Source organism: Streptomyces actinomycinicus (assembly GCF_016741775.1).
GTDB classification, from domain to species: Bacteria; Actinomycetota; Actinomycetes; order Streptomycetales; family Streptomycetaceae; genus Streptomyces; species Streptomyces actinomycinicus.
In genome coordinates this window covers 68,196-92,552 of sequence record NZ_JAERRK010000025.1, presented here as the reverse complement: position 1 = coordinate 92,552, position 24,357 = coordinate 68,196, and the positions used below count along the sequence as shown (strand labels likewise).

Annotated in this window: 30 protein-coding genes; 7 read left to right on the top strand and 23 right to left on the bottom strand. The window is 69.7% G+C overall.

Going from position 1 to position 24,357, the window contains the following annotated elements; all coding sequences use genetic code 11:
* Positions 1 to 3: 3 nt before the first annotated feature.
* From JK359_RS33455 to JK359_RS33345, 23 genes are all read right to left on the bottom strand, one after another.
* Complete coding sequence (locus JK359_RS33455) at positions 4 to 744, bottom strand: Lsr2 family DNA-binding protein (RefSeq protein ID WP_201843364.1); 741 nt, start codon at positions 742 to 744, stop codon at positions 4 to 6.
* Positions 741 to 1,022, bottom strand: a complete 282-nt coding sequence (locus JK359_RS33450; RefSeq protein WP_201843363.1) for a WhiB family transcriptional regulator — start codon at positions 1,020 to 1,022, stop codon at positions 741 to 743. Before JK359_RS33450 ends, JK359_RS33455 begins: the two co-directional genes overlap by 4 nt.
* Entirely contained in the window at positions 1,019 to 1,330 is a 312-nt protein-coding gene (locus JK359_RS33445) for a hypothetical protein (RefSeq protein ID WP_201843362.1), read from the bottom strand. The genes JK359_RS33450 and JK359_RS33445 overlap by 4 nt, the downstream gene beginning before the upstream one ends.
* Complete coding sequence (locus JK359_RS33440; protein ID WP_201843361.1) at positions 1,327 to 1,542, bottom strand: hypothetical protein; 216 nt, start codon at positions 1,540 to 1,542, stop codon at positions 1,327 to 1,329. Before JK359_RS33440 ends, JK359_RS33445 begins: the two co-directional genes overlap by 4 nt.
* On the bottom strand, positions 1,539 to 2,051 hold the full coding sequence (locus JK359_RS33435; protein ID WP_201843360.1) for a hypothetical protein: 513 nt from the start codon (positions 2,049 to 2,051) through the stop codon (positions 1,539 to 1,541). The genes JK359_RS33440 and JK359_RS33435 overlap by 4 nt, the downstream gene beginning before the upstream one ends.
* The gene (locus JK359_RS33430) at positions 2,048 to 2,320 is read right to left on the bottom strand and encodes a hypothetical protein (protein WP_201843359.1); all 273 of its coding nucleotides are present in this window, start codon (positions 2,318 to 2,320) and stop codon (positions 2,048 to 2,050) included. The genes JK359_RS33435 and JK359_RS33430 overlap by 4 nt, the downstream gene beginning before the upstream one ends.
* A 91-nt stretch (positions 2,321 to 2,411) precedes the next feature.
* Positions 2,412 to 2,687 carry a hypothetical protein gene (locus JK359_RS33425; protein ID WP_307788386.1) on the bottom strand — a complete coding sequence of 92 codons (276 nt, stop codon included), beginning with the start codon at positions 2,685 to 2,687 and terminating at the stop codon, positions 2,412 to 2,414.
* A complete protein-coding gene (locus JK359_RS33420; protein WP_201843358.1) occupies positions 2,684 to 3,325 on the bottom strand; it encodes a hypothetical protein in 642 nt (213 codons plus the stop codon). The genes JK359_RS33425 and JK359_RS33420 overlap by 4 nt, the downstream gene beginning before the upstream one ends.
* Before the next feature lie 72 nt (positions 3,326 to 3,397).
* Positions 3,398 to 3,613, bottom strand: a complete 216-nt coding sequence (locus JK359_RS33415) for a hypothetical protein (RefSeq protein ID WP_201843357.1) — start codon at positions 3,611 to 3,613, stop codon at positions 3,398 to 3,400.
* 40 nt (positions 3,614 to 3,653) lie between these two features.
* Positions 3,654 to 4,754 (bottom strand): DUF6919 domain-containing protein, encoded by a 1,101-nt coding sequence (locus JK359_RS33410; protein ID WP_201843356.1) that lies wholly within the window; start codon positions 4,752 to 4,754, stop codon positions 3,654 to 3,656.
* Between the two features lie 21 nt (positions 4,755 to 4,775).
* Complete coding sequence (locus JK359_RS33405; RefSeq protein WP_201843355.1) at positions 4,776 to 5,315, bottom strand: hypothetical protein; 540 nt, start codon at positions 5,313 to 5,315, stop codon at positions 4,776 to 4,778.
* 26 nt (positions 5,316 to 5,341) lie between these two features.
* Complete coding sequence (locus tag JK359_RS33400; protein ID WP_201843354.1) at positions 5,342 to 6,094, bottom strand: DUF6197 family protein; 753 nt, start codon at positions 6,092 to 6,094, stop codon at positions 5,342 to 5,344.
* A gap of 102 nt (positions 6,095 to 6,196) precedes the next feature.
* Positions 6,197 to 6,439, bottom strand: a complete 243-nt coding sequence (locus tag JK359_RS33395) for a hypothetical protein (protein ID WP_201843353.1) — start codon at positions 6,437 to 6,439, stop codon at positions 6,197 to 6,199.
* 122 nt (positions 6,440 to 6,561) lie between these two features.
* Positions 6,562 to 7,155 carry a hypothetical protein gene (locus tag JK359_RS33390; protein ID WP_201843352.1) on the bottom strand — a complete coding sequence of 198 codons (594 nt, stop codon included), beginning with the start codon at positions 7,153 to 7,155 and terminating at the stop codon, positions 6,562 to 6,564.
* Between the two features lie 176 nt (positions 7,156 to 7,331).
* Positions 7,332 to 7,574: a hypothetical protein gene (locus JK359_RS33385; protein WP_201843351.1), complete on the bottom strand. Its 243-nt coding sequence runs from the start codon at positions 7,572 to 7,574 to the stop codon at positions 7,332 to 7,334.
* 101 nt (positions 7,575 to 7,675) lie between these two features.
* A complete protein-coding gene (locus JK359_RS33380; RefSeq protein ID WP_201843350.1) occupies positions 7,676 to 8,026 on the bottom strand; it encodes a hypothetical protein in 351 nt (116 codons plus the stop codon).
* A 73-nt stretch (positions 8,027 to 8,099) separates the two neighbouring features.
* On the bottom strand, positions 8,100 to 8,945 hold the full coding sequence (locus JK359_RS40260) for a DUF4097 family beta strand repeat-containing protein (RefSeq protein ID WP_201843349.1): 846 nt from the start codon (positions 8,943 to 8,945) through the stop codon (positions 8,100 to 8,102).
* Positions 8,946 to 9,135: 190 nt separating this feature from the next.
* Positions 9,136 to 10,485 carry a hypothetical protein gene (locus tag JK359_RS33370; RefSeq protein ID WP_201843348.1) on the bottom strand — a complete coding sequence of 450 codons (1,350 nt, stop codon included), beginning with the start codon at positions 10,483 to 10,485 and terminating at the stop codon, positions 9,136 to 9,138.
* A gap of 195 nt (positions 10,486 to 10,680) precedes the next feature.
* Positions 10,681 to 13,323 carry a DNA translocase FtsK gene (locus JK359_RS39495; protein ID WP_236678843.1) on the bottom strand — a complete coding sequence of 881 codons (2,643 nt, stop codon included), beginning with the start codon at positions 13,321 to 13,323 and terminating at the stop codon, positions 10,681 to 10,683.
* A gap of 117 nt (positions 13,324 to 13,440) precedes the next feature.
* Positions 13,441 to 13,854, bottom strand: coding sequence for an RRQRL motif-containing zinc-binding protein (locus tag JK359_RS33360; RefSeq protein ID WP_201843347.1), 414 nt, complete (start codon positions 13,852 to 13,854; stop codon positions 13,441 to 13,443).
* Complete coding sequence (locus JK359_RS33355; RefSeq protein ID WP_201843346.1) at positions 13,854 to 15,470, bottom strand: coiled-coil domain-containing protein; 1,617 nt, start codon at positions 15,468 to 15,470, stop codon at positions 13,854 to 13,856. The genes JK359_RS33360 and JK359_RS33355 overlap by 1 nt, the downstream gene beginning before the upstream one ends.
* Positions 15,467 to 15,892 (bottom strand): hypothetical protein, encoded by a 426-nt coding sequence (locus tag JK359_RS33350; protein ID WP_201843345.1) that lies wholly within the window; start codon positions 15,890 to 15,892, stop codon positions 15,467 to 15,469. The genes JK359_RS33355 and JK359_RS33350 overlap by 4 nt, the downstream gene beginning before the upstream one ends.
* Entirely contained in the window at positions 15,889 to 16,380 is a 492-nt protein-coding gene (locus JK359_RS33345; protein ID WP_201843344.1) for a hypothetical protein, read from the bottom strand. The genes JK359_RS33350 and JK359_RS33345 overlap by 4 nt, the downstream gene beginning before the upstream one ends.
* 290 nt (positions 16,381 to 16,670) lie before the next feature.
* On the opposite strand from JK359_RS33345, the gene JK359_RS33340 reads away from it, so the two are divergent.
* The 7 genes from JK359_RS33340 to JK359_RS33310 all read left to right on the top strand — a co-directional run bounded on the left by JK359_RS33340 (position 16,671) and on the right by JK359_RS33310 (position 24,141).
* Positions 16,671 to 16,994 carry a putative quinol monooxygenase gene (locus tag JK359_RS33340; RefSeq protein ID WP_201843343.1) on the top strand — a complete coding sequence of 108 codons (324 nt, stop codon included), beginning with the start codon at positions 16,671 to 16,673 and terminating at the stop codon, positions 16,992 to 16,994.
* Complete coding sequence (locus tag JK359_RS33335) at positions 16,994 to 18,241, top strand: helix-turn-helix domain-containing protein (RefSeq protein ID WP_201843342.1); 1,248 nt, start codon at positions 16,994 to 16,996, stop codon at positions 18,239 to 18,241. The genes JK359_RS33340 and JK359_RS33335 overlap by 1 nt, the downstream gene beginning before the upstream one ends.
* Positions 18,242 to 18,273: 32 nt before the next feature.
* Positions 18,274 to 18,951 carry a GIY-YIG nuclease family protein gene (locus tag JK359_RS40465; protein WP_201843341.1) on the top strand — a complete coding sequence of 226 codons (678 nt, stop codon included), beginning with the start codon at positions 18,274 to 18,276 and terminating at the stop codon, positions 18,949 to 18,951.
* 414 nt (positions 18,952 to 19,365) lie between these two features.
* Complete coding sequence (locus JK359_RS33325; RefSeq protein WP_201843340.1) at positions 19,366 to 20,757, top strand: hypothetical protein; 1,392 nt, start codon at positions 19,366 to 19,368, stop codon at positions 20,755 to 20,757.
* Positions 20,758 to 20,894: 137 nt separating this feature from the next.
* Positions 20,895 to 23,102, top strand: coding sequence for a Mucin-19 (locus tag JK359_RS33320; protein ID WP_201843339.1), 2,208 nt, complete (start codon positions 20,895 to 20,897; stop codon positions 23,100 to 23,102).
* Entirely contained in the window at positions 23,099 to 23,365 is a 267-nt protein-coding gene (locus JK359_RS33315; RefSeq protein ID WP_307788383.1) for a hypothetical protein, read from the top strand. Before JK359_RS33320 ends, JK359_RS33315 begins: the two co-directional genes overlap by 4 nt.
* Entirely contained in the window at positions 23,362 to 24,141 is a 780-nt protein-coding gene (locus tag JK359_RS33310) for a hypothetical protein (RefSeq protein WP_201843338.1), read from the top strand. Before JK359_RS33315 ends, JK359_RS33310 begins: the two co-directional genes overlap by 4 nt.
* Positions 24,142 to 24,357: the final 216 nt, after the last annotated feature.

The following is a 24,357-nucleotide window of genomic DNA, read 5'->3' as shown; positions in this document are numbered from 1 at the left end:
CGCTTATCCGGCCTGCTCGGACATGGCTTTGGCCTGGTGGTCCTTGTAGGCCTCGATCAGGTAGGCGGGCATCTGGCCGGCGACGGATACGGCCAGGCCCTGCTGCTGGGCCCAGGCCCGTACCTCGGCGGCGGGCGGGTTGGTCAGGCTGTCCAGTCGGCGGCGGGCGGCGGTCCGGCTGCGCTTGAGGCTTGCGATCTCGCGCTGGAGGCGGGCCGCGGTGATGGCGCGGCGCTGGTCGAGCTGGTTGGTGTGCTGGTGGTTGTACTCGAAGGCGTCGATGACGTCGGCGGACAGCACACCGCTCGGGCTGACCGTCATGCCCTGCTTCTCGGCCCAGTCCCGGATGAGCAAGGCGGTGCTGGCGCCGAGACGGCTGAGCTTGGACTGCGCCGTGTTCAGCTTCCGGTTGATCTCGGTGAGCTCGCTACGGATGCCGTTTTCGGCGATCATGCGGCTCTGGTAGCCGGCGAGTTCACCGAGCAGTTCCCGCACCCGGGCGGCCTGCCGTCGCACGCGTTGGTGGCCGGCGTTCTGCTCGGCCCACATCAGCGCGGCCAGGCCACGGATGAGCGTCGGGTCGATGCCGGTGAGGAAGCCGCCGGAGCGTGCCGCGGTCTGGGACAGGCCCTGGACTTCGGCGAGGGCGGCGATCTGGCCGGTGCTCATGCCGGTCGCGCGCTGGATCTCGCCGGGAGCGCGGCGGCCCTTGAGCATGAGCAGGGCGGTGTCGCGGGGACTCATGCCGACTTCCTCCTCGTCGCGGTGGTCGAGAATTCACGGCGCAGCGTGGTGCGCCGGGCCTTCGTGGTGCCCGCCCAGATGTCGTCGCCGGCCTCGGTGGGGTGGTCGATCGCCCAGGCCAGGCATTTCTCGCGGACGGGGCAGCCGCTGAGGCAGGCCAGTTGGGCGGTGGCCCGGTCGACGGGGTCGCTGCTGCTCCACAGGTCCGGGTCGTAGTCGGGGTCCTGGCACGGCTCGGCGCCGGTGAAGCGGGGGAACGGAGCGAGACGGCCGGTCATGCCGCGACCGCCTTCTTCTGCGAGTTCTCGCGCCAGCTGGTGATGGTGTCGGGCTTCCACCCGCTGTCCTGGCACTTGCGCAGGACGTAGTCCGACAGGCTCAGGCGGCGCGCGGACTCGTCGCGTGAGACGTTGTGCTCGCTCAGCACGCGGGCGGCGTAGGCCAGTTCGGCGTCGGTCATGCTCTCGGGCAGTTCTCCGTTGACCGCCCTCTCGACGGCGAGAAGGTCAACGCCCCGCTCGGTGGTGCGGTCGGTCCGGACGGTGATGTAGGAGTCGCGGCTGGTGAGTCGGGTGGCCGTGGTCATGACGCGTTCTCCCTGGTGAGGGATCGGACGACGTGCATGTCGGTGTTGAGGGCGGCGTGGGTGTGGGCACCGTTGCCGAGTTCGCGGGCCAGTCGGTCGGCGACGCGGTCGTTGTCGAGGCGGCTGCCGGAGACGACCTCGAGGATTTCGGCGTCGCGGCCGGCGCACTGGGTGCAGCCCGCGGCGCGGGTCGTACGGATGGCGGCGGTCACGGCGTGTTCGCCTCCTTCGGTGTGCAGCCGGGGAGGAAGAACTCGGGCGGGAACCAGGCCTCGAGCCGGTACAGGTGCAGCAGTTCCACCGGGAAGTCGGCGCCGCGCGGCAGGTCGTGGGAGGGCGGCAGGTGGTGGGCGAGCTGGTAGCGATTGAGGTCGCGGTCCGGCTCGAGCAGGAGGCTTTGGTCCCCGTGGTCGTCGACGTCGAAGCCGGTGTCGATGTCGTGGGGGTAGTAGATGAGGAAGACGCCGTCGTCAGCGCGTTCCACGACGTGCAGGCGGCGGACGGGTGCGTCGGCGGGGTCGACGTCGTCGCGGCGTACCCACGTCTGGCCGGTGGAGGCGATGATGCTCGGGTCGCCCTCGTCGGCCCAGTCGGTGATGCAGCGGTAGGCGTCAGCGCGGGCGAATTCCTCGTTGTCGACGAGGTGGTTGACCCAGGCGGTGAGGTGGTCGCCCAGGACCTGGCTGCCGACGAGCTGGTTGAGGAAGGCGAGAGTGCTCATGCCGCGACCGCCTTCCGGGCTGTGCCGGCGTCGACCTGGGCGAGCAGCCTCTGCAGGGCGGATCCGCGCCGCCGGTAGGTGGCAGTGGCGGGCAGGCCGCAGTGCCAGCAGTCGTTTTCCTCGCCGCGCCAGGCGACGTGGCACTGCTGGCGGGTGCAGACGGATTCCGGGGTGCGGCCCAGGCGGGGCGAGCGCGCGGCGATCTGGCGCATGATCTCGGCGGCGGTCCTTCTGGCCGGGGTGCGCGTGACGCTGGTGCGAGCGTGCATGATGGTGCTCTCTCTTTCTCGCTTGCGCGGGTGAAGGGGGCCCGGGACGGCCGGCGGTTTTCCAGGCCTTGACGGCCGTCCCGGGGCGGATTCAAAGGGTGATCTGGTGGGCCTTGGCGCGCTCCCAGCGCAGCTCCCAGCCGGGGCGCAGGCCGCGGGCGGCCCAGTCGATCCGGGCGTGGTCGGGAACGGGGATCTCGCGTCCGTTCTGCAGGTGCTCGAGGGCCTCGTCGACGACGCGCCGGGCGGAGGCGAAAGCCGCGTTCTTGTCGCTGGCCAGGCCGGTGAAGACGTGGATTCCGGTGCGCTGGTCGTCGGGGTGGCAGATGGGGACGTCGACTTCCCACATCTGCGTGCGGCCGGTCACGACTCGTCCTCCCAGCTCTGCGGGTCGTACGCGGCGTGCAGGGTCAGCGGGACGATCGAGTAGTTGGTGATGGTCTCGTCGTCCTCGCCGCCGGGCCCGAACAGCGACAGGTCCTCGGCGGCGTCGTCGCCTCCGTGCTCGGGGATCCACGCGTGGGTGACCTCGATGCGGTCGTCGTCGCGGGTGCTGAGGTCCGATCCGCAGGCGCGGGCTGCGGCGCGGTTGGTGAACAGGCCGCAGGGGATGGTGTCGTGCTCGGTGCGGTAGATCGTCAGCTCGACCGGCTGGCCGGGGACCAGGTGGGTGATGCCGGGGAAGGCGGCCTCGGCGGCGGCCAGGCGGTGGGTGAGCTGGTCGATGTGCGCGAGCAGCTGGTCGATGTCGGTGGGGGCGTGGGCGATGAAGTCGGCGTTCGCGGCGTCGCTGCCGTCTTCGCGTACGTCGAGTTCGGCGATGCAGTCGTCGTCGCTGGCCAGGTCGTTGGTGCCGACGCAGCGGGTGAGGACGTGGCCGTTGAGGGTGGCGGCCTGGACCGTCCAGGTGCCGGGGGAGGCGGCGTTGCGGCGGTTGCGGATGGCGTCCAGCCAGTTGGCCGGGTTCTGATCGGTCGGGTTGGGTGCCGTCGTGTTGATCGTCACGGGTTGGGTCTCCAGTGTTCTGGTGGGGCCGGGCGCCCGGGCGGGCCGTCCGGAGTCCAGGGGTGTGCTCGGTTAGGAACTGGCCGGGGCCGGGCTGGTGCCGGCGAGGGTCTCGATGGCCCAGCGGGCGGGGGTGTCGGCGGCCCAGCGGGCGGCGGTGTTCTTCAGGAGCTGGTGCCAGTCGCCGTTGAAGGCGGAGGGCGCCTCGATGTCGCTGCCGATGATCTGGTCGACGAGCACACGGGCTTCGGCGTCGGTGTGGGGCTGGGGGGCAGGCGTGGTCTGCACGGCAGGCTCCTTCCTGCGAGGAGGGGTCGGGAGGTTGTTGTCAGCTGGGGTCGGTGGGGGTGAGGTCGGCCGGGCGGAGCACGGCGTCGAAGCCGTCGGCCTTGGCGTTGAAGTGGGCCGCCTGGCGGGCCTGGTCGCGCAGGATGCGCGGGGGAACTCGCCGGGCGTCCGGGCGCATCGCGTTGCGGCGCCGGCACTCGGCGTCCGGGGTGTCCGGCAGGACGGCGATGGCCGGCAGGCCGTGCTGGTGGGCGAGGTCGGTGTACTTGCGGCGGTGGCGAGCCTCGGCGTGGGTGGCGTCGAGAACGGTCGGCAGGCCGCGCTCGAGGCGGGCGGTGAGGATCGCGTCGAAGGCGGTGACGGCGGCGGGGGTGGCGCTCTGGTCGGCGCGGGTGCCGGCGGCCAGAGCGCGGAAGGCGTCGAGCTCGAGGACGGAGCCTGCGGGGAAGTGCCGTGCGGCAAGTGTGGACTTGCCGGATCCGGCCGCCCCGACCAGCACGTACAGGCCGGGCTCGGTGATGGTCGGATGCGCGGCGGGCGCGGAAGGCGTGTAGAGGGCCTTGGCCAGGACGTCCCACAGCACATCGTCGCGGCCCCATTCGGGGTCGATAACCGTGAGCTGGATGGCGCTGTGCAGCTGGCGGAACAGGTCGCGGTGGATGAGGTGGGCGGGCCACAGGGTGCGCAGGTCTCGCTTGCTGAGCAGCGCACCGAAGGTGGTGTAGTCGCGGCCGTCGACGGAGGTGACGGTGACACCGTGGCGGTGGCTGTCGGCGCACACGACCAATCCGGCCTCCCGGGCGGGGCCGATGATCCGGTTGGCGAGGTCGATGCCGGCCCGGTCGCGGCAGACCCATCCGGTCACCGCGGCGCGCTGCGCCCACCAGCGGCCGTCGAATCCGGGCTCGGCGATGCCGGGCTGGGAGTTGTCGGTCAGGTAGCCGGCGCGGTTGGCGAGGGCGAGAACCTGTACCAGGTGGGTGGTCTCCTCGTCCGGGCCGCAGTTCGGCATGACGCCGGGGTGGGAGGCGATGCGGCCCTCCAGCCATAAGGCGGTCAGTTCGGCGAGGTCGGCGATGGAGCGGGCCGAACGCCAGCGGGCGCGGTCGGTGCGGCTCATCCCGGGCAGTCGCAGTCGCATGAGCGTGGTCCCTTTTGAACGTCAGGCGGGCAGCTGGGTGGCGAGGCGTTCGGCGGCGTAGGCCTGGTCCTCGCGACTGTCGATGAGGACCTCGATCTGCCGGACGGTGCGGCGAGGGAGCCGCGCGACGCCGTAGGCGTGGGCGCAGAACTCGAGGTGCTGCTTGCGGGAGGCGGGGTCGCCGAGCTGGTGGCCGTGGGTGAACTCGTGCACCAACAGGCTGTTCACGGCGGCCTTGTCGGGCACGTTGGCCAGGTTGGCGACGACCAGGACACCGACCTCGCGCAGCACGGTGATGCCGGCCTTGCCTCGTGCGTTACTGCGGGCCATGCGCAGTTCCTTGTTCGCGGCGCGGGAGCTGACGCCCTCGACGAGGGCGAGCTCGGAGCGGGCGGCGACCTCCGCGAAGTGGTTGGTGTCGCTGGTGAGCAGCAGCTCGATGTACGGCAGGGAGCCGAACTGGTAGCGGACCAGGTCCGCTGCGGCGTCGGCGATCTGCCGGGCGTGCCGGGCCAGGCCCCGGTTGCGGAACCCGACGCGTGCTTCGGCGATGGCGACCATGGGAGCGTCCCTTTCGTGGGCGGGGGCTACTGGGCGGCGGTGCGGGCGCGTTCGGCGGCGGCGAGGAGGGCACGGTGGACCTGCTCCTCGGTGCGCTGGAGGTTGTCGTTCCAGCGCGGGATGGAGCGGCGGCCGATGACCGAGCGCAGGTAGACGTTGGCGTCGGTGGCGGTCTTGCGGCTGGCGTAGCCGGAGTGGACCAGCTCTCGCTCGGCGCCGATCACGCAGACGCCGTCGGGGGTGACGAAGTCGCCCTGCATCCAGCCGCGGACGCGGATGGTTTCGGAAGTTGCCTGGAGGAAGTCGGCGGCCCTCAAGGCGCGTACGGCCTCGGGCCGGGGGTCGGGCGCCGTCTCGAGCTGCCGCGTCGTTCCGGCCCGGGGGAAGGTGAGGTCCCACAGCAGCCGGATGGAGCAGACGAGGACGCCGGCGGCGAAGAGCGTGGAGTACTTCAGCAGCACCCAGGCGGCACGGGCCGCGCAGCGGCCGGCGGTGCGGGCCAGCTGTCCCGATCGGGTGGGGATGCGCGGGTCGGGCGGGCAGGGGCCGGTGGCGATGCCGGCCTGGCGGATGAGGGTGTCAGTGTCGGGCAGCACGATCACAGGCGCCTGGTGGGCGTCGTCGGTGATCGCGGGCTCGGCGGAGGGCTCGTCGCGGAAGGCGGCGGCCAACTCCTCGACGAGGGCCTCGGCGAACACCGCATCCACGGCGGCCGCGAGGGCCGCTTCGGACCAAAAGGTCCGGGGCGCGGCGAGCGTGGCTGTCGAGTGTGCGGGCATGGAAAGGCCAACCTCTGCTGCGGGGGAACGGTGGGAGGGAGGAGAGGCCCGGGGGCGGTCGGCTGAGTTTGGCGACCTGGCGGCCGCGCCCGGGGTGGCGAGTCAGCTGGTGGGCTTGTCGCCGGCGTGCTTCTTGATGCCCTTGAGGATCGCGTCGCGGGTGACGCCGAGGAAGCCGGCGATGTCGGTCTGGGCGCCGCGGTAGGAGCCCTTCAGTTCGGCGATCCGGGTCCAGAACGTCTTGTCGGCGTCGGCGATCGCCTTGTCCCGGGCTTCTTTCGCCTCTCTGACGGCTGCCTCAAGGTTCTGTTCGGCACCGTCGGGTCGGCTGTGTCGGGGGGTCACTGGTGAACTCCACTCGGGGTGTAGGAGACAATGGTTCCGGCCCCCTGCTCCGGGTGGAGCGGGATGGGAGGCCGGGGACGGCGGGCTGAGTTTGGCGACCTGGCCGCCGTCCCCGGGCGAAGCTACGACAGACCCACGCTGCTGCGCTCGACGGCGTCCAGCTCGGCGTTGAGCGTGCCGTAGCCAAGGTTTTCGTCGGCGTGGCGCAGGTGCAGGACCACCGCCATCAGCCGCTGGACCTCGTCCTCGTCGCCGAGGGCGGCGTACTGCTGGGAAATGCTGCGGACGGTGCCGCTCAGTTCCTCGATCACGCGGCTGGCGACCAGGCTGTCGAGGACGTTGTCGGTGTCGGCCCCAGTCTCGATGTCGGTCCGCAGCGCGCGCAGGCTCTCGGACATCTCGAAGAGGACGTCGCCGTCGAAGCGGTCGGGGTCGAGGGTGTTGGCGATGCCCTCGACGACGCCGTCGTAGAGCCGGTTGGCGCCGTAGAGGATGACGCCGTAGCCGATCATCTGCCAGTCGGTGGCCTTGGCGATCCAGGTCGGGCCGGTGTGCGCGAACCACAGCACCGCGAGGACCAACAGGGCCGAGCTGAAGAACAGGTCGCTGCCGTCGACGGCCCGGCGCAGCGCGCGGGTGACGAAGCGGCGGACGATGACGTTGCGCGGTTCGGTGCGGGCCACGGTCTTGCGGGGCGAGGCGGTCAGCTCGGTCACGTGCTGCTCCTTCGGCTGGAGTGGGTGGAGCGGGGTTGAGTGGGCCCGGGGCGGTCGGCTGGAGTTGGCGACCTGGCGGCCGCCCCGGGTTTCTTACCGGACTTCCATAATGCAGAGTTCGAGTATGCATTACAAGACTCTGCGCACTGCTGGTTGCCGTCGATCAGAGCGACGACTCAGTCCCCGCGGAACGTGGCGTACTCGCCCCGGGGATAGACGTAGTTGGTCAGGGCTCCCTCCGCCGCGACGGCGGCGGCTCCGAGCGAGGCGATCCCCGCGGCGGCGAGGTGGCTGTGCTCGCTCGCCAGGTTGGCCGTAGCGGAGGCCACCTGGGTCGCCCGGTGAGCCAGGGCGGGCGAGCCGTCGGCCCGGCTCGTGTGTTCGATCACCGCATCGCGGAGTCGGTCTCGAAATCCCATGTCGGTCTGCCTTCTCTTCGGCGGGCGGGCGGGAGACTCCCGGAGCGAGCGGCTGAGTTGGCGACCTGGCGGCCACCCCGGGAGGGAGAGGGGCCCGGCTGTCACCAGTCCCCGAAGGTGCACACGGGCCCGCACACGCCGCGCGCGTGGGGCGAGTTGGGGCTACGGAAGTGGTCGCGGATCTCCTGAGCGCGCCGCTCGTCCTGCTCACGGCGGCTGGGCGCCCAGCGGACCGGCTCGGCGCCAGCGTCGAGCTCGGCGCAGCGCGGGCAGCCCGCGACGCGGCGCCCGAAGACGACCTGGTGCGTGTGCTGAGTCGTCTTCGGCCGGTCGTCGTCCCGAGTGCCGAAGCGGACCGGCTCGGCGCCTGCGAGGAGTTCGTCGCAGCGTGGACAGCCGGCGGTCAGGCGGCCGAACTTCGGTCCCCCACAGGTGTGCTGCGTCCTGGCCACGGTCGTTCCTTCCGGCTCGGTTCGGTCAGGAAAGGGGTCCCGGGCGGCCGCGAAGGCGGCCGCCCGGAAGGGGTCAGCGGTTGCGGACGCGTCCGGAGACGGTGCTCGGCCGGAGGTCCAGGTGGCCGGCGCCGCGCGTGGTGACGTCGCCGGAGACGCTGGAAACGTTGACCGCGCCGGTCGCGGACAGGGTGGCCGCCAGCTCGATGTCGCCGGAGACGGTGTTCGCGGAGAACGAGGTGCCCGAGTAGGACTCGACCTCGATATCGCCGGAGACGGAGGACACGCTGAGGCTCTCGCTCACGTACCGGGCGGCGATGTCGCCGGAGGTGGTGTTTCCGCTGAGCACGCGCACGCCCTGGGCGTTGACGTCGCCGGAGACCGTGTGGAAGCGCAGTTCGTTCAGGGCGCCGGCGATGTTCAGGTCGGCGCTGGTGGTGGTCAGGTCGACGCTGGAGTAGGACGGGAGCTGGACCTCCACGGTGATGGTGCCGACGCCGCTGCCAGAGACGACGGCACCCTGCTCGGCGACGACACGGCCACCGGAAACGATCTTCTGTCCGCCGACCCAGATGTCCCCGCCGCTCATGGTCACGCCGGTCATGGAGCCGGTGTTGACGATGCCTCCGTTGAAGGAGAAGCGGCTGCCGCCGACCTGGACGACAGTGCTGGCGCCGGAGATGCCGCCGTCGACCTTGGGCACGGAGATGCGCAGGCGGGACTCGCGGCCCACGTTCTGCTCGGTGATGGTGGTGTTGTTCACGGCGTCGGCGAGGGGCCCCTCGGCGTCGGCGGTGTGGACCTTGACCTGCGCGGTCGTCAGCTGCGGGTTGACGGTGACGATGACCTGGCCGACGTGGCTGGTGATGTCGGCGACGGCCGGGAGGGCGGCGCTGGCGGTGAAGGTCTTCTCGGTCACGTGCTGCTCCTTGTCGGAGTCGGATGGAGCGGGACGGGAAGCCCGGGGCGGCCTGCTGAGTTGGCGACCTGGCGGCCGCCCCGGGGGTCTTGCAGCACCTCCATAATGCAGAGTTCCAATATGCATTTCAAGACTATGCATTATTTGGGGTGCGGGTTTTTCTGGAGGTGCTGGTCAGAGGCCTGGAGGATCAGCCGCCGCCGGAGACGTGGGTGGCGTCACCGTCCGTCGCGGTCGTGATCACCGAGTTGTTCTTGCCGGAGACGTTGACGGTGGTGGAGGTGCGGCTGCCGCTCTCGCGTACGGCCTGGTCAGCGCTCTTCATGGCGTCGCGGACAACAGCCGCCTCGGCTGCAGTTGGCGGCCGGCCTCCGCTCGGGGCCCGACCGTCGTTGCGGACGTTGACCTGCTGATGACTGCCGGAGACGTGGACTTCCTGGACGGAGCCGGAGGCACGACCGTTTCCGACGTTGACCACCCCCGTCACCACGGTCACCCCGGGACGGGAGGCGGCACGGGCGGCCGCTTCGACCGCAGCCCGGCCGGACTTGGCGGCCCGGGGCACTTTCCCTGCCTTCCTCGCGGTGGACTTCGGCGCTGCGACCACCGTGGGCCCGGTGACGGAGACCGGTCCGGCGACGGTCTCGCCCGCACGGACGGTCACTCCCTGCTTGCTGGCGTTCGTCCGGCTCCGAGCGCGCGGGGCGGCTGCCTTGCGGGCGCGGCCGGCGGCAACGCGGTTGCCGCCCTCGCGGACGCGGCGGGCCTTCTCTTCAGCCCTGGCGAGCGGCGCGGCAGCTCCCTTGCACTCGGTGCAGGGGATGCTGACGCCAGGGGCGGTGATCCGACCGGAGTCCTCGCAGACCAGGCACGCCGGCCCCTTCTCCGGGGCCGGGACGCCGAGAGCCTTGCGATAGGCGGCCACCGACGGGATCTTCATGCCGTCCTCGGGGCGGCGCCGCCTGCCCCCGCCCTTGGGGGCCTGTGGCGGCACGCCGCCCGACTGCATGATCCAGGCGGTGCGCAGCACGGCCACGACCGGCGCGAAGGCGATGTTGAGGGCCTTCTTCTTGGCCTTGCGCATCGGCTTCCGCACGGCACGCCTGACGCGGGTCTTCGCCTTGCGGTGGGCGTACTTGGCTGCTTCCTGGTAGGCGCGGACGACCTGTTCGACGTGGTCGTCGATCGGGGGCGGCGATTCCTCCCCGAAGCCCGCGTCGATGATCCACAGCAGGGCGGGGTTGGGGTCGGCGTAGAAGCGCTGCTGGGAGTAGGCGGCGAAGTATGCGGTGTCGATGAGGGGTTCGGGCCACTCGTGGCCGTTGGGGCACAGCACCTGGACGAACGTGTCGGCCCGCTCCTCGTACACGAGGACCAGCTCGGTGTCGACCGTGCAGATCGGGCAGGCGACGGGGTGCTTCAGCCACTTGTCGCGCAGCTTCGCCGCCGAGTCGGGCTCGATCCGCATGAAGCGGCGCTCGCAGGCGATGCGGTGGTAGCCAGCGGCCGGGTTGGGGTAGCGCTTCGGGTCGATTCCCATTTTCGGACTCCAAGGGATCTTTCGGGCGTGAACCGGTGTGGAACCGTCAGGAACTCACAGGTCAGGTCGGTGGAACCGGGCCGGAACCGGGATCTTGGGGGGAACCAGGTTCCGCCGATCTCGAGGGGGTTCCGGGCCGGTTCCGGCCGGGTTCCCCTCGCTGACCTGCGGTTCCGTGGCGGTTCCGGTGCCTGGTCAGCTCTCTGACGGGGCCTCTCCGGTGATCACCTTCAGGTCGCGCAGGCGCCAGCCGCGGGGCAGGTTCTTGCTGTACTTCTCCAGCGGCCAGGAGTGGCCGGTGGGCTCGAGGACCGCGTCGACCGCCACCCGGACCGCGTCGATCCGGGCCTGGAGCTGCTCGTCCTCGTCGCCGTCGAAGTTGTCCAGCGCCCAGGTGTCTGGGTCCACCTCGCCGAGCGCCTCGGCCAGTTCCTCACGCGACAGACCTGCCGGGTCGTTCGCATCGCGGAAGATGCCCCGGATGGTGGTGATCAGGACGGGCGGGCCGGACGGGCGGCGCCGGCGGCGGCTCTCCTCGAGCGCGGCCTGCTTCGCCATCAAGTCCTCCAGGGTGATCTCGGAGAACTCCTCCGACTCCGCGTCCATCGCGATCAGATGCTGGCCGCGCTCGCGGCCGCGCCGCTCGTACTCCTCGCTCGAGGTGATGCACGCCCGGTACGGGATCGGCTCACTGTGCCGCGATCCGGCCAGGACGTAGGCGACGCCGGCGTCGTTGACGTCCTGCCCCATCTGCGGCATCAGCCGGTGCGGGGCCCATCCCTCATCCATCGCGCCGGCGGACAAGGCCAGCTTGATGTCGTCCTCGTCGCACGCGGCCAGGATCTGCACCGGCAGCTCGTTCAGCCACGTGTTGGCGCCGACCCGCGCCCTCGTCATGCCCTGACCGGCAACGATCACCGTGACGTCAGACTTGGCGCACGTGTCGATCATCTCGGCGAGCTTGCCGTCAAGGTTGATGTCGCCGGTCTTCTTGCCGTTCTCGTCGTAGATCGCGCACTTGCGGGACGTGTTCACCAGCGCGGGGAACTCGTCCACCACGAACTTGACCCCCGGCCGGGCCGGAGAGGTGACCCAGGTCTGGCCCATGCCCAGCTCGTCGAACAGGTCCGGGCGGCCCTGTCCGACGGCCAGACCCCAGTCCAGGGCCTCCGCCGCCAGATACGGGTCAGTGATCACCAGGTGCATCGCGTGACGCAGGCCTGCGAACCCGCTGCCGGCCGAACCCAGGTCGATACCGATGACGATCTGGTCGGTCGTCGCGGTCAGCACGTCCAGGATGGCTCGCAGCCAAGTGGACTTCCCGGAACGCGACTTGCCCACCATGTTGACGTGGGTCCGCTCCAGTGGCAGACCCAGCGGGTCACCGCTCATCGCGGCCGCGACCTGCGCCTGCGGAATATCGGCCGTGGTCAGCGACTTCGGCTCCCGGTAGGGGAGTTCCGGCACACCGGCCCATGCATTCGGTCCCGGAATGGTGAGCACGCAGTAATTCCGCGACTGGGACGACTGCCGCAGCAGAATCGACGACGTCCGCACGCCCGGCAGATTCGCCTCCAAGTCGGCCAGTCCGTCGGCAATCTTCTTCGGCGTCATGCCGTCCAGCCACACGTGCACGACGTAGGCGTACTCGAGCGGGTCCACCCGAAGCGTCTTGATCTCGCACTTCAGCTTCTCGACCAAGGCCTCGCGCATCATCTCCTGGAACACCCGCGGCGTCATGCCGATGGTGACCTCCTGCGGCATACCGTCCTCGATCTGCTCCAGTCGTGCCAGCTCCTCCTCGGTCAGCTCCACGTCCCGGCCCACCCATGCCAGGCCGAGCATGTTCACCATCAGCGCGGCGAGCAGGCCCCACACGTTGGTGAGCCCGAAGGTGGCCCCGTCGACCACGACGACCGGCCCGTACGCGAGACCCGCACGGGTCCACATGGCCCGCTGCGCCGCGTCCCGCGCCGCCTTCGCGACGACCAGGTGCTTGCCGGACTCCATCTGCAGCGCGACCGCGGCCTGACGCTTCTTGTCCCGGTCTCGGATCGCTCGCTGGGCGCGCCTCGCCGCCCGGTGGGCCTCCTTCACGGAAACCTGCGCCAAGTTCAGGTCCGCCTTGGCCTTGGCGCCCTCGATGCCGACCACCCAGGCCCGCACCCGCTGGTGGCCGCGCCACATCCGCGGCACCAGACCATGGGGAGTGCGCTGACGGGCCACGCTCTTCCGCATCCGCCGGCGCGCCTGGCGGCGCAGGAACCGCAGGTAGCCGCGGCGCCCTTCACGGGTGCGCAGCTGCGGGTTGATCCACGGCCGGTCCCCCTCGGGGTCCTCGCGCAGTTCCCACTCCTGGGAGGTGTAGATGGCGGTGCCCTCGACACTGCGGGAGTGCTCGGGCTCCGGCTCGCCGTCGTCGTCCGGGTCCGCCCCCGGCGCCGCCGGTTCGGCCGGCACCTTGGTGAGCGTGAGGTGGGGCAGCTCGGGCGGCAGGGACAGCACCAGCGTCTCGTCGGCCGGCTCGGCCAGCGCCGCGTCCACCACGGTGTCCATGGTGATCGTCTCGCCGTACATGAGGGCGTTGAACACCGGCTCCAGGTCCTCAACGAGCCGGATGTGCACCTCGCGGGCCCTGGATCCCTGGTCCGGGCCCACCACGCCGAGCCGCTCCAGCTCGTCCATGACGAGTTCCGTCTGAGCCCAGGTGATCCGGAGCTTGCGCTGCAGCATGGACCGAGAACCGAACTGGGTGGACACCACGAGCTCCGCGGCATCCCACACCAGTCGGCGGTCCAGGCCGGCGCCGATTACCGGGTTGGTGTCGATCTCGGTCATGCTGGTCGTGCCTCCGTCTCTGGGGGCGGGGCGCGAGGCGGAAAGCCGGTCATCGCTCTGGTAGGTGCAGCCGGCACCTCCCGTCTCGCGCCCCTGTTCAGTTGGCTTCTTGGTGCTTCACGCCGCGAGCACTGGATCGTCGGGATCCCAGGCTTTCGGGGCGTTCGGATCGCACTCCCGGCACACGCCCGGGTCGCGGTTGATGTAGTAGTCCTTCTCGGTCTTGCACTCCGGGCAGGTCCGTCGGGCCGCGAGCGCCTTGTGGACCGACGCCCACTTCGCCGGCGTCATCGGGCGCTGTTTCTTCGCCTGGTCGACCCGGTAGAGGTAGGCGAACCGTTGGCCGCGGCGTATCCACCAGCCGAGTTGGCCGACCGGTTCCTGCCCCCCGGGGCGTAAGCCCCGGGCTTTCAACTGCCGGTAGGTGGCGAGGACTTCCTGGTTCGGTCCGTCGGGGTGCCCGACGGGCCAGGTCGGGATGCCGAACCGTAAGCCCTCCGGGTCCCAGAAGTGCATGCTGATGCGGGGCATCAGGCGCTCCGCCGGACCGGGTTCTTCGCCTCGGAGATGCGGGTGTAGGCCCAGGTCTTGCTCGGCCGGCCGAGCTCGGCCGCCTTCTTCTTCGGCAGGTTCGCCTGGCGGCGCTTCTCGGTCTCGTCGGCGACCTCCTTGAAGCCGACCTTGCGGCCCGCCGCGAGCTCTCCGCGGATCCACTCTTCGATGTCCGCGTTCTCGTTCGCGTTGTACGCCTTCGCGGACACCGACGCGGCCTTCCGCGCACCCGGCGAGAGGTTCCGTACGGCGCTCGCCGTGCGGGCCTTACGCGTGCGCGGGCGCGTGGTTTCGCGTGTGCGCGCGGGCGCGGATTCAGACGTGCGTGCGGACGCGGGGACGGACTGGTTGATCTGCGGAGATACCGTCCGCAACCGGGGCTTTTCGGAGACTGTGACGAGTCCGCTCGAGGACGCTTCGAAGACCCGCACGGGGAGGGTTGCGGACTGCTCCGCGGACTCCTTCACGGACTCCTCAGCGTCCTTCTCGGACCCCTCCGTGGAAGCCCTTCGGGCGAGCGTTTCCGACAGTCGTCGACGCTCGAACCGAACCTCAGCCAACGCTTCCAGGACGACTGTCCGGCGTCCTTCGGCCTCCACGAGATCACCGAGCATCTCCGCGGACAACAGCGCCAGGATCTCGTCCGAGAGCGCTTCCGATCCGGCACCCTCGAACACCGTGTACGCGACCGTCCACGCGTCCTCCTCGGACAGCCGCTCGAACCCCGCGATCGCCCGCAGCCTCTTCGCGGCATCCCAGACCTTCGGCAGGTCCTTCCTCCGCGTCTTGCGCGTCGCCCTCGCATCACGGCGCCGGTTCCGCTCCGCGCGCAGCCGCTCCCGGTACTCGATGTGCCGGCCGAGCTGAACCAGCTGCCACACCAGGATCGGGATGATCGAAGACGCCGCCGGGACGCTGCCCAGCAGGACACCGTAACGGTCACCGCCAACGTTGCGGCCGTGCAGGTAGTTGACCCACGAGGCCAAGCCCGCGAACGCATACACGGCGATCCGGTACGGCCACGGCGAGCGGCCCTGCTTCATCGCCTTGGCCTCGCCGGCGGTCGCCGCCCAGGCCGAGCACTCCAGCATGAACGGCAGCAGCGCGACCAGCAGACCGCCGGCCCAACCCATCGCGTCCACGATGCCGGTGTCGCTCAGCGACGAGGCCTGGGAGATCAGGGCAGGGACGATGCTGCAGGCCATCACCGCCAGCGCGGCCGACAGGTCCAGGTGCTCAGCCAGCCACTTCGGCGCGGCGTCGAGCCGCTGCTGCCACCGCTCCCGGCGCAGCCTCCGATCCCGCTCCCGCTCCTTGCGGCGCTCCTTCTCCCTCTGAAGCTTCGCTGCCTCGGCCGCCTGCTTCTTCGCAAGCTCGGCGGCGTCCTTCTGCGCCTTGTCCTTGCGGGCCTCCTCGGCCTTCAGCCGCTCGGCCTCCAGCTCCTGAGCCCTCAGCCGCATCTGCCGCTCGAACTGCGACTCCTCCTTACGGAGTTCGAGGTCGACGTCGAGAGCCTTGTTCTCCCGGGCCTGCCTGGCCTGCAGCTCCTGGTCCTGGCGGCGCTCCGTACGGAAGTCAGCGAGACTGCTGCTCATCGGGCACCTCCAGCCGGGGCCGCCGCATGCGGCGCGTAGCGGTACAGCACGGCAACCAGGACGATCAGCCCACCGACCACCAGACGGGTGCCGACCACGGGCACCAGCCCGAGCAACCACGCACCGCCGCCGATCGCGAGCGGGATCTGCACCCAGCCCAGGTCAGCGAGCGTGCGGGTGAGCCGGGCACGGAAGTCCATGACATGGTCGACGCCGTACGCATCCGCCACGCCCAGGCCAAGGACCGGGAGCGCCAGCAGGACGCGGTGCCACCAGGCGGCCTGCAGTCCCAGGCCCCAGGCGACACCGAAGGCTACGAATCCGGTGATCAACCAGGTGGTGACGAGGGCCTGCGCCTGGATGACCGTGAGCTGCGGGGCGGACAGCTTGGTCCGCGTCGAAGTCGTAGTCGCCGCACTCACGCCGCCACCCCCGCATCGAACAGGTGGCGGACCAGCCCGACGCCCATGCCGGCGCGGGGCCTACCCACGATCAGGGGGTCACCGAGCTTCGCCACCGGCTCCAGCGGAGCCACCGCGTAGCCCTCGTCGTCACCGAACTCGGCGCCCTCGACGGCGAGTCCCTGCTCACCGCCGGCGAAGCCAACCGGCACCTCGACGGTCTCGGCCTTCGCCGCCCTGCGGACAACCTTGTTCGCCGTCAACCGCACGTACGAGAAGTCCAGGACCCGCTCGTCGACCCGGTCGAGGTTCGTCGCGAACTCCAGCCACACCTCGGCGGCCAGGTCCTCCACCCCGTACGAGTCCGTGTGAGCTGGCAGCTCGTTGTGCCCGCGGATGTAGGCCAGCAGCGCGTCGGCGTGACGCTCGAACGCCGCAGCCAGCAGCCCCGAACCCGCGTCCTGTACGCGCTGTTCCGTCGGTCGCTTACCTGCGAGAATCGTTGACACGGTCGTTCTCCACTTCAGTTGACGGCCGTTACGACGGCTCTCCGGGTCTCTGCCAAGACCACCCGGAGAGCCGTTTTCGCTGTTCAGACGGCATTCGGACATGCCGAATAGAGGCTTCCGCAGCCCGGGGACTGCGGAGCATCTGCCTCCTGAAGCTAGGCGCAAAAAACTTGCGAGTCAACCGATGGAATTCAAGTTCTCAGCGATTCCACTGCGGTGCGCCACTGTCGCTATCCTGCTGAAGTGTGAGATGGTGATCGCCGCGCTGACCTGACGATGAGGAGAGGCACATGCCGTTTGGCCTGGTAGTTCGCTTCACCACTCGAGACGCGTCCGCAGCCGCAGGCTTCGACCGACTGGTGGCGGAGACCCTGGAGGAGATCCGCTCACGCGAACCGGGGACTTTGGTCTACGTCAGCCATGTTCCGGAGGGCGAGCCGAACGTTCGCGTGTTCTACGAGCTGTACGAAGATCGCGAGGCGTTCGATCGCCACGAGGAGCAGCTGCACGTTAAGCGGTTCCTGGCAGAGCGCGAACAGTTCCTGACCGACACTGAAGTGACGTTCCTCAACGAAGTTGCTGGCAAGAGGCCAGTGTCTGCACGGGAGAGGTAGTGACGGACGATCAGCAGCGCGAGTTCGGCCGACGAGTCAAGGAGTTCCGCAAGCGCGCGGGACTCGACCAGCAGGGCTTGGCCGGGCGCCTCGGGAAATCCGCAAGCTGGGTCTCCCAGGTTGAGCGTGGGGCGATCCCTGTCAAGCGGCTCGATGCCCTTCGAGCTCTCGCTGACCAGCTAGGCGTGGCTCTCCACCAACTGGAGCCATCCCTGCCGGCTGCGGCCCCGGAGGAACTCCCCTCACCTTCGGCCACCAACGATCTCGATGGTGCGCGCCTGCTGATCTCCGGACATCCAGCTCTCGACGTTCTGCTCCCTGGCCGTGGGAGTGAACAGGACTCAGCCCCATCAACGGCAGACCTCGCTCGCCGGGTTGAGACCGTCTGGGACCTCGCTCACCAGTCGGCGTTCGTCGAACTGACCACGAACTTGCAAACGTTGGTGCCTGCCCTCGAACGCGCGGCACGAGTCGCCACCGGAGACGATCGCGTCACCGTCCTCAGACTTCTCGCCCGCACGTACCAAGCCCTCGCGGCTGCCTTCGTCCGACAGGATGAAGCAGACGCGGCCTGGATCGCAGCGGACCGAGCAATCCGCGCTGCCGAGGCGTCCGGGCAGCCCCTCGAGGTCTGCGCTGCGATCTATCGGCTGGTCCATGCCTTCGTGCGCCTCAAGCACCTCGACCAGGCCGAGTATGCAGCCCGCACCGCAGTACAGACGCTTCGCGATCACATCGCCGACCGCTCTCCGACCCCCGAGGAGCACTCCGTCCTGGGGTCCCTGCATCTCGTCCTCGCCCTCGTCCATGCACGAGCTGGCCGGCGGTCCGCTGCCAAGGCTGAGCTCGACGAAGCCCGAGGCGTAGCGAGGGAGCTCGGCGCCGACCGCAACGACTTCAACCTCGAGTTCGGGCCTACCAACGTCGAGATCCAAGCAGTTGCCACGGCCGTGGATTTGGGTGATGCGGGCGAAGCGATCGACATCGGAGAGTCCCTCAACACGGAGGGGCTCTCCGCCGAACGGCAAGCTCGACTGCTCATGGACCTTGGTCGCGCGTACGTCCAGCGCCGGCAAGCTGGCGAAGCCTTGGACTGTCTACTCCGTGCCGAAGGGCTCGCACCGGAGCTGCTGCGGACGCACGTGGCGGCTCGAAGCGCTATCCGCGAACTTGTGCTCCTCGCTGGGACGGCAGCACCTGAAGAATTGCGTGCGCTGGCCGAACGGGCTGACGCCCAGGATTCGTGATCACTGCCCATAGGCACGAGGGGGATGAGGTAATGACGCCGAAACAAGCCCAGATCGAACGGGTCTATGTGATCGGGAGCCCGGGCTGTCAGACGGTGAAGATCGGCCGCTCTCGCGATGTGGAGCAACGCCTCCGTGCCCTGCAGAGCATGTCGCCGCTGCCCCTCCAGCTCCTTTGCACCTTTCCCGGTGGGGCGGAGCTCGAGGCGGCACTCCATCGCTACTTTGCGGCGCAGCGCACCCATGGGGAGTGGTTTGACCTTTCTGGCGCTGACCCTGCAGCAGTGGTCTCTGCCGCCGTCGAGGAGGTGGTGCGCGGCAACTTGAAGGGCAAGCGTTACAAGCCCCATCTGCGTGCTCACTTCAAAATCGAACGCTTCGTACCAGAGCCCACGCCTGGGAACCTACTCACGGTTGACCCGCAGCGACGGAAGGTTGGTGCCTGGCCGATGTGGGTTCCCCCACCGCGAGGCGCGCAGCAAGTCGCCGACCCGTTCACCTGCCGCTGCCGCCACCCCATCGCAGCTCACAACCCCGTGCGACCGCACTACTGCATGCACGACGATGTCTACGACTCCGGCTGGTGCAGCTGCCTCGGCTACGAGGGCCCACTGCCCCCACAGTTGACCGGCTATGACCTGCCCGGCCATGACTGGCGTCTCTGGCGCCCTGCATCGCTCCCCCCAGCTTCGAGGAGAACAGCTCCGTGACCTAGCTCAGAAACGACTGACGGCCGCCCTGCGGGAACAGGAACGGCCGTCGAAGCGACTCCCCCGCCGGCAAGCATCGGAGTCGTGGTCAGCGCGGTGACCGCGCTGGGTGCCTGGACCACCAGGGGCCCGCGGTCACCAAGGACAGGATAGTCAGGCTCACCGTCGAAGCTCTACTGCGGCTTCGATCATGTAGGCCGAGTCACGTTCATCTGCTGATCATCGGCTCCCTTTGATCAAGGGACCGTACGTGTCATACCAGCACCACCCTGCTGCTCGGCCGCTCGGCCAGAGAGCGGCACCACCGGGCCCCGCGAGGGCAATCTCACGGGCCCACGGCTCGCCATCCGCCTCCTCGAGCATCGCCCGGCCGTGCCAGGCCGTGGCTTCCAATCGAACTGGGGGGCGAGGCCGATGAGCCTTTCTCCCGAGGTGCGCCGGGGCGGCGGCCTGCCGTTCGGCCAGGTCGTGTCGCAGTGGGTGTGTGATCCCCGGTACACGACCAACCTGCGCACGCTCTATTCAATCCTCGTCACGTACGCCGACGTAGGCGTACGTGACACCGGGCGCGGCAAGCCGTACCGGCGCGAGCTGGCGGCGCAGCTGGGCGTGTCCGAGAAGACTCTGGATCGCACTCTCCTCGAGGGCGAGGTCGCCGGGCTCTTTCGCATCGAGCGCCGTACGGACCCGGATAACCCCAAGCTCAACGACGCGAACGTCTACCAGCTGAACGACGCGGCTTTCTGGCGCGGGGAGTGGGTTGATCCTCTCGGCCCGGACCAGAAGGCCAAGGACGTCGCGGAGACGGTCACGGCGGCGCGGGTGAAGGCCAAGAAGGATGCCGGGATCATGCCGAAGGGCGGCCGGAAGGCGGCGCCGTCGGCGCCGACGGCCGACCCGAAGGATGGTGCTGCTGAGGGGGTGGCGTCACCCATGACGCCACCCCAAGGAGAGGGGGGTCCCGTCACCCATGACGCCACCCCTGGCGTCACCCATGACGGGAGGGTGGCGTCACCCATGACGCCCAATATCAAGAACCCAGTCGATAACCCTTCTCGAGAACCCACCCTTCCTTCCGTCCGTCCTTCGTCTGCAGATCCCGCGCGCGACGCCGAGCGGGACGGAGGGACGGACGGGACGGGGGATCTCTCCGACTCAAAGGGCATGCGGACGGAGGCCGTCGTCTATGACTCGCCCGGCGTGCAGTTGCTCAACGCGATCGCCCAGGAGCGCGGTCCGGAGTTCCTGCTGACCGGGCCGGTGCTGGCCGAGCAGGGCAAGGTCGTGACCGGAATGCTGGCGAGCGGTTGGACAGCGGAGCTGGTCCGCTATGTCGTCGCCGGCCGGCCCTGGCCGCAGAAGATCACGACGACTCGTGAGGCGATCATCGCGGGCCGGTTGCGACGGGCTGCGAGCGGGCCGGCTCCGTCGGCAGCCGCACCCATCCCGGCGCAGTCGGCTGCGCCGTACGGGAGCGAGTCGCCGTACGGGGACACCGATGAGGTCTGGACGCCTCCGGCCTGGTCGGGCGAGATCAGCCGCGTGATGCGCGAGTGCACGGATTGCGGGAGTCCGGCTGTCGCCGACGGGTGCGACAAGTGCCCTCGGTGCCTGGGCTGGCCGGAGTGCAGCGGCTCGTGCAACATCCCCGGCTCGAAGAAGCGGGTTCCGCCGACCGAGCCGTCGGGCCTGTGCTCGTCGTGCCGGAACCTGCGGGACGTCATGGGTGAGCTGATGGGGCCCGAGTCGCTGTCGGTCGGGTCTGGGAGCATGCAGGGTTCCGGCGCGGATTCGGTGGTGGGGTGAGCGGTGGTGTGCATCTCCTGCTGGACTGTCCGGGCACGGCAGCACCTACGAGTAACGCATAGCTTGACTATGCATAGTCACGATCTGCAAAATAGGTCGCGGTTGTTCCGGCGATCTCCGAAGGAAGTCACTGTCTGATGGACGCCAAGAGCTACACCGCCGGCCTTGCCGACCTGCGTGAACTGCGTGACGAGATCAGGCCCTTGGAGCGCCAGCTGAAGAAGTTGCTGGCCGACCGGGACAGGAAGATCGCTGCGCTGGGCGAGTACGAGAAGGCGAAGGCCGATCGGTTGGCCACGTCGGCCGGCTTGTCGGTGATCGACATCGTCGCCCTCGTGCCCCGCCTGGGCCCCCAGGCGCCCGCCAGCGAGCCCGCGGCGGACAACGTGGCCACGGAGTCCACCGGTGATCGCTCCGAGGCGGAGGCGGCCGCGCAAGCGATCAAGGAACCTGCCGTATCCGCTGCTTCCGACCTGGGTACGCCGCCGACCCCGGTCGAAGAGCAGGAGCCAGAGGGCCAGGACGAGGAATCGGCTCCCGGCACTGCCGCGTCCGCGCCGACCGAGCAGGCCTCGACGGCTCAGCCCCTGCAGCCAGCCGGAGAAGCGCCGGCACGTGAATTGCCGTCGATCCCGGTCGGGGCCGACGGCGATCGCTGGTTCAGGGCGGAGTCGAACCTGGTGTCGGCCCGGCCGAACTTCAAGCAGGCCGTGCGGCAGATGGCGTTCCTCGACGCCGCGTCCGGTGTTCTGGTGTGGAGCGGCGGGAGTGCCCGGCTGGAGCTGGGGCGCGCGAGCGTGGCGGAGATCCTGACCGCGGTGTACGCGACGGTCCCGGCCTCGATCGAGCGGATCTACGTGACCGGGGGCGATCCGTGGCACCGGGACGCGGCCCGGCATGAGTGGCTCAAGGATGCGGTCGCCGCGTGGCTGAATGGTCCGTTGCCGGAGGGCTGGCAGGTGGAGTCCTCGCGTGGCAAGGACCGGCAGGCCGGGCACCTGGTCCACCCCCGTAATCCGGTGGGCCGGTGGCAGCGCGGCGACCAGCACACCGAGATCCGGTCCGTGGGTGAGTGGTTCGATCCGGAGGGTGCGTCCCCGGAGATCGTGCGGCAGGCCTTTGTGGAGCTGTGGAAGGCGTTGCACGAGAAGTGGCGGGACGTGGTGCTGATGGGGTCGCCGTCGCAGACCGGCCGTGACCTGTGGACGCGCACCATCCCGGAGCGGGGCCGGTGGGCGGAGGGATATCCCGTGCTGTCCCAGGAGATCCGTGGTCTGCTGCACGCGACGGCCGGGCAGGGCCGCACTGAGTTGATCACGCCGCCTCGGGTGCCGGCGAAGGTTCCGGCCTGGTACGAGCTGGACCGCACGTTCGCCTACGCCCGGCATTGCTCCACCTCGCCGACCGGCGTTCCGCGCCGGATGACGAGGTCCTCGTTCGCTGCGTTGAGCGACAAGGAGATGGCGGATGTGCTGTATTCGCCGTCGCACTGGCAGGTGAAGGTCACCATCCCGGAGAGGTGGGAGCACGTCGGGCTGCTGCCCGCGCCGGCGCCCGGGGAGCGGTCCTGGCACTACCCGTACGAGCCGGGGCAGACGTTCGTCACGTGGGCGGGAGGCGCGGAGGTCAACCTGGCCCTCCGTAACCCGATCATGCCGTGGCGGATCGAGGTCCTGGACGGGATGGTGTGGGAGAAGAACCAGCGGCCGCTGCAGGAGTGGTCGACGAAGCTGAAGAGCGTGTGGAATCACCTGCTGCGCTGGTCCACTGCGCACGGGGATGAGTCGATGCGGTGGGCGTTCCGGCTGGCGGCGCGGGCGGTGCGGTCGATCCTGCTGTACGGGATCGGGACGTTCGCGCAGCGCCCGAAGATCACTACCGGGTCCGTGGAACTCAACAAGGACGGGTCCACGCCGGAGATCCCCGACGGCGCGCATCTGACCGGGATCACGGACACGCACGTCACCTGGCAGCGCTACGGCGGGTTCGCGCGGGATCCGTACGCGCACCCGGAGTGGGCGGCCGCGGTGTGGTCGGCCGCGCGTGCGGCGCTGCTGTCGACGCACCAGAGCGTGGTCGTCGGGCAGGACGAGAAGACCGGCGACGTCAAGGTCGGCAAGGGAGTCCCGGCCGGCGCCCTGCACCTGCCGGCCGGTTCGATCCTGGCGTTCCGTACGGACGCCATCTACACCACCGTGCGGCCGGACTGGCCCTACAGCGGGCAGCCGGGCGACTACCTCCTCAAGGGCGCCCTGGACTGGGAGCAGACCACCCCGACCAGCGACGAGGAGTTCTACACGCTGCAGAAGTTTGGCCGCCAGAACCTGGAGGCGGACGGGCTGTGACCGCGGACGTGACGTGGGAGGACCGCTGGGAGCACTCCGAATGCAGCGCCTCCGGTGAGGCCCTGTTCCCCGACGAGGACTCCCCCGCCGCCGGACACGACGGCTGCCCCGAGCCGGGCGACGTCGGCTGGTACGGGCAGTGGGAGTGCATCTGCGGCGCCGGCGGCGACGGCGAGTGGGAGGACGGTGACCGGGCCGCCTCCGGCCATGAGTGCGACGACGAGAACAAGCTGGACGACGAGGTTGAGGAGACGGCCGCATGACGCCCCCCAGGCAGCGCGGCGGCGGCCGCCCCGATCAGCGCAACGAGGCCGCCCGCCTCACCGACCAGCTGATCGCCGAGGGCTTCAACAGGAAGCAGGTCGCCGAGATCCTCGGCCGTGATGCGTCGCTGGTGTCGCAGTTCTTCACGAAGAACAAGGGCGCCTCGATGGTGGAGGCATTGCGGGCGGTCGTGCAGGAGGTCCAGGCCGGCGGGCCGCGGGACATCGACAGCCTCAAGCGTCTGGCCCGCGCACACGTGCGGCCGCGCCTGACCAAGAGCGGTGAGCGGGCTCGTGTGCGCCACCGGAACACGGTGCGCAGCACTCGTACGGTCACCGATGAGCGGGGACGCCGGGTGAAGGAGTGGACGTCGTCCCTGGCGCGGGCCGGTAAGCAGCACATCGCCGCCGGTGCACCCCGCCTGTATCCGGTGATCGCGGAGGCAGCCGCAAACAACGGGAAGATCGCGTTCACGGTGAGGGCGCTGCGCCGCATGTTCACCCACGACGCCGGACGCCTCGCCGACTCCCCCGGTGTGCGCCGCAACGTCGTCCAGCGCGCCGACGGCACCGAGGAACGCGCCTACGGCGCGAACGTCGGCGGCCCCGGATCCGGCGAACAGGGCTTCGACGCGGTCCAGTTCAAGCAGCTCGTGGACGCGGCCGGCGGAGACGTGACCGCCGCCGTGCAGGGGTGGCTTGTCATGACCGGCCGCATGCATCCCGAGGCCGAGATCGTCTACCTGGAGATCCGCGCCTGGAAAGAGAACCGGTGAGGACCCACCACAGTGCTCGTCGCTTCGGAAAGGAAGACGTCATGCCCGACGAAGGAACTGCCGGCGTGACCGAGCTGCTGGAGGCCTATTCACGGAGGTTTTCGGCCTGCTGTCCTTGATCGTGAGGGCGGCCCTGCTCGGTAGCGTGACGTTTGCGACGACGTCAGTTTGCTACCGGGGCAGGGCCGTTGAGCTGGAACGTTACGACAGGGCTGG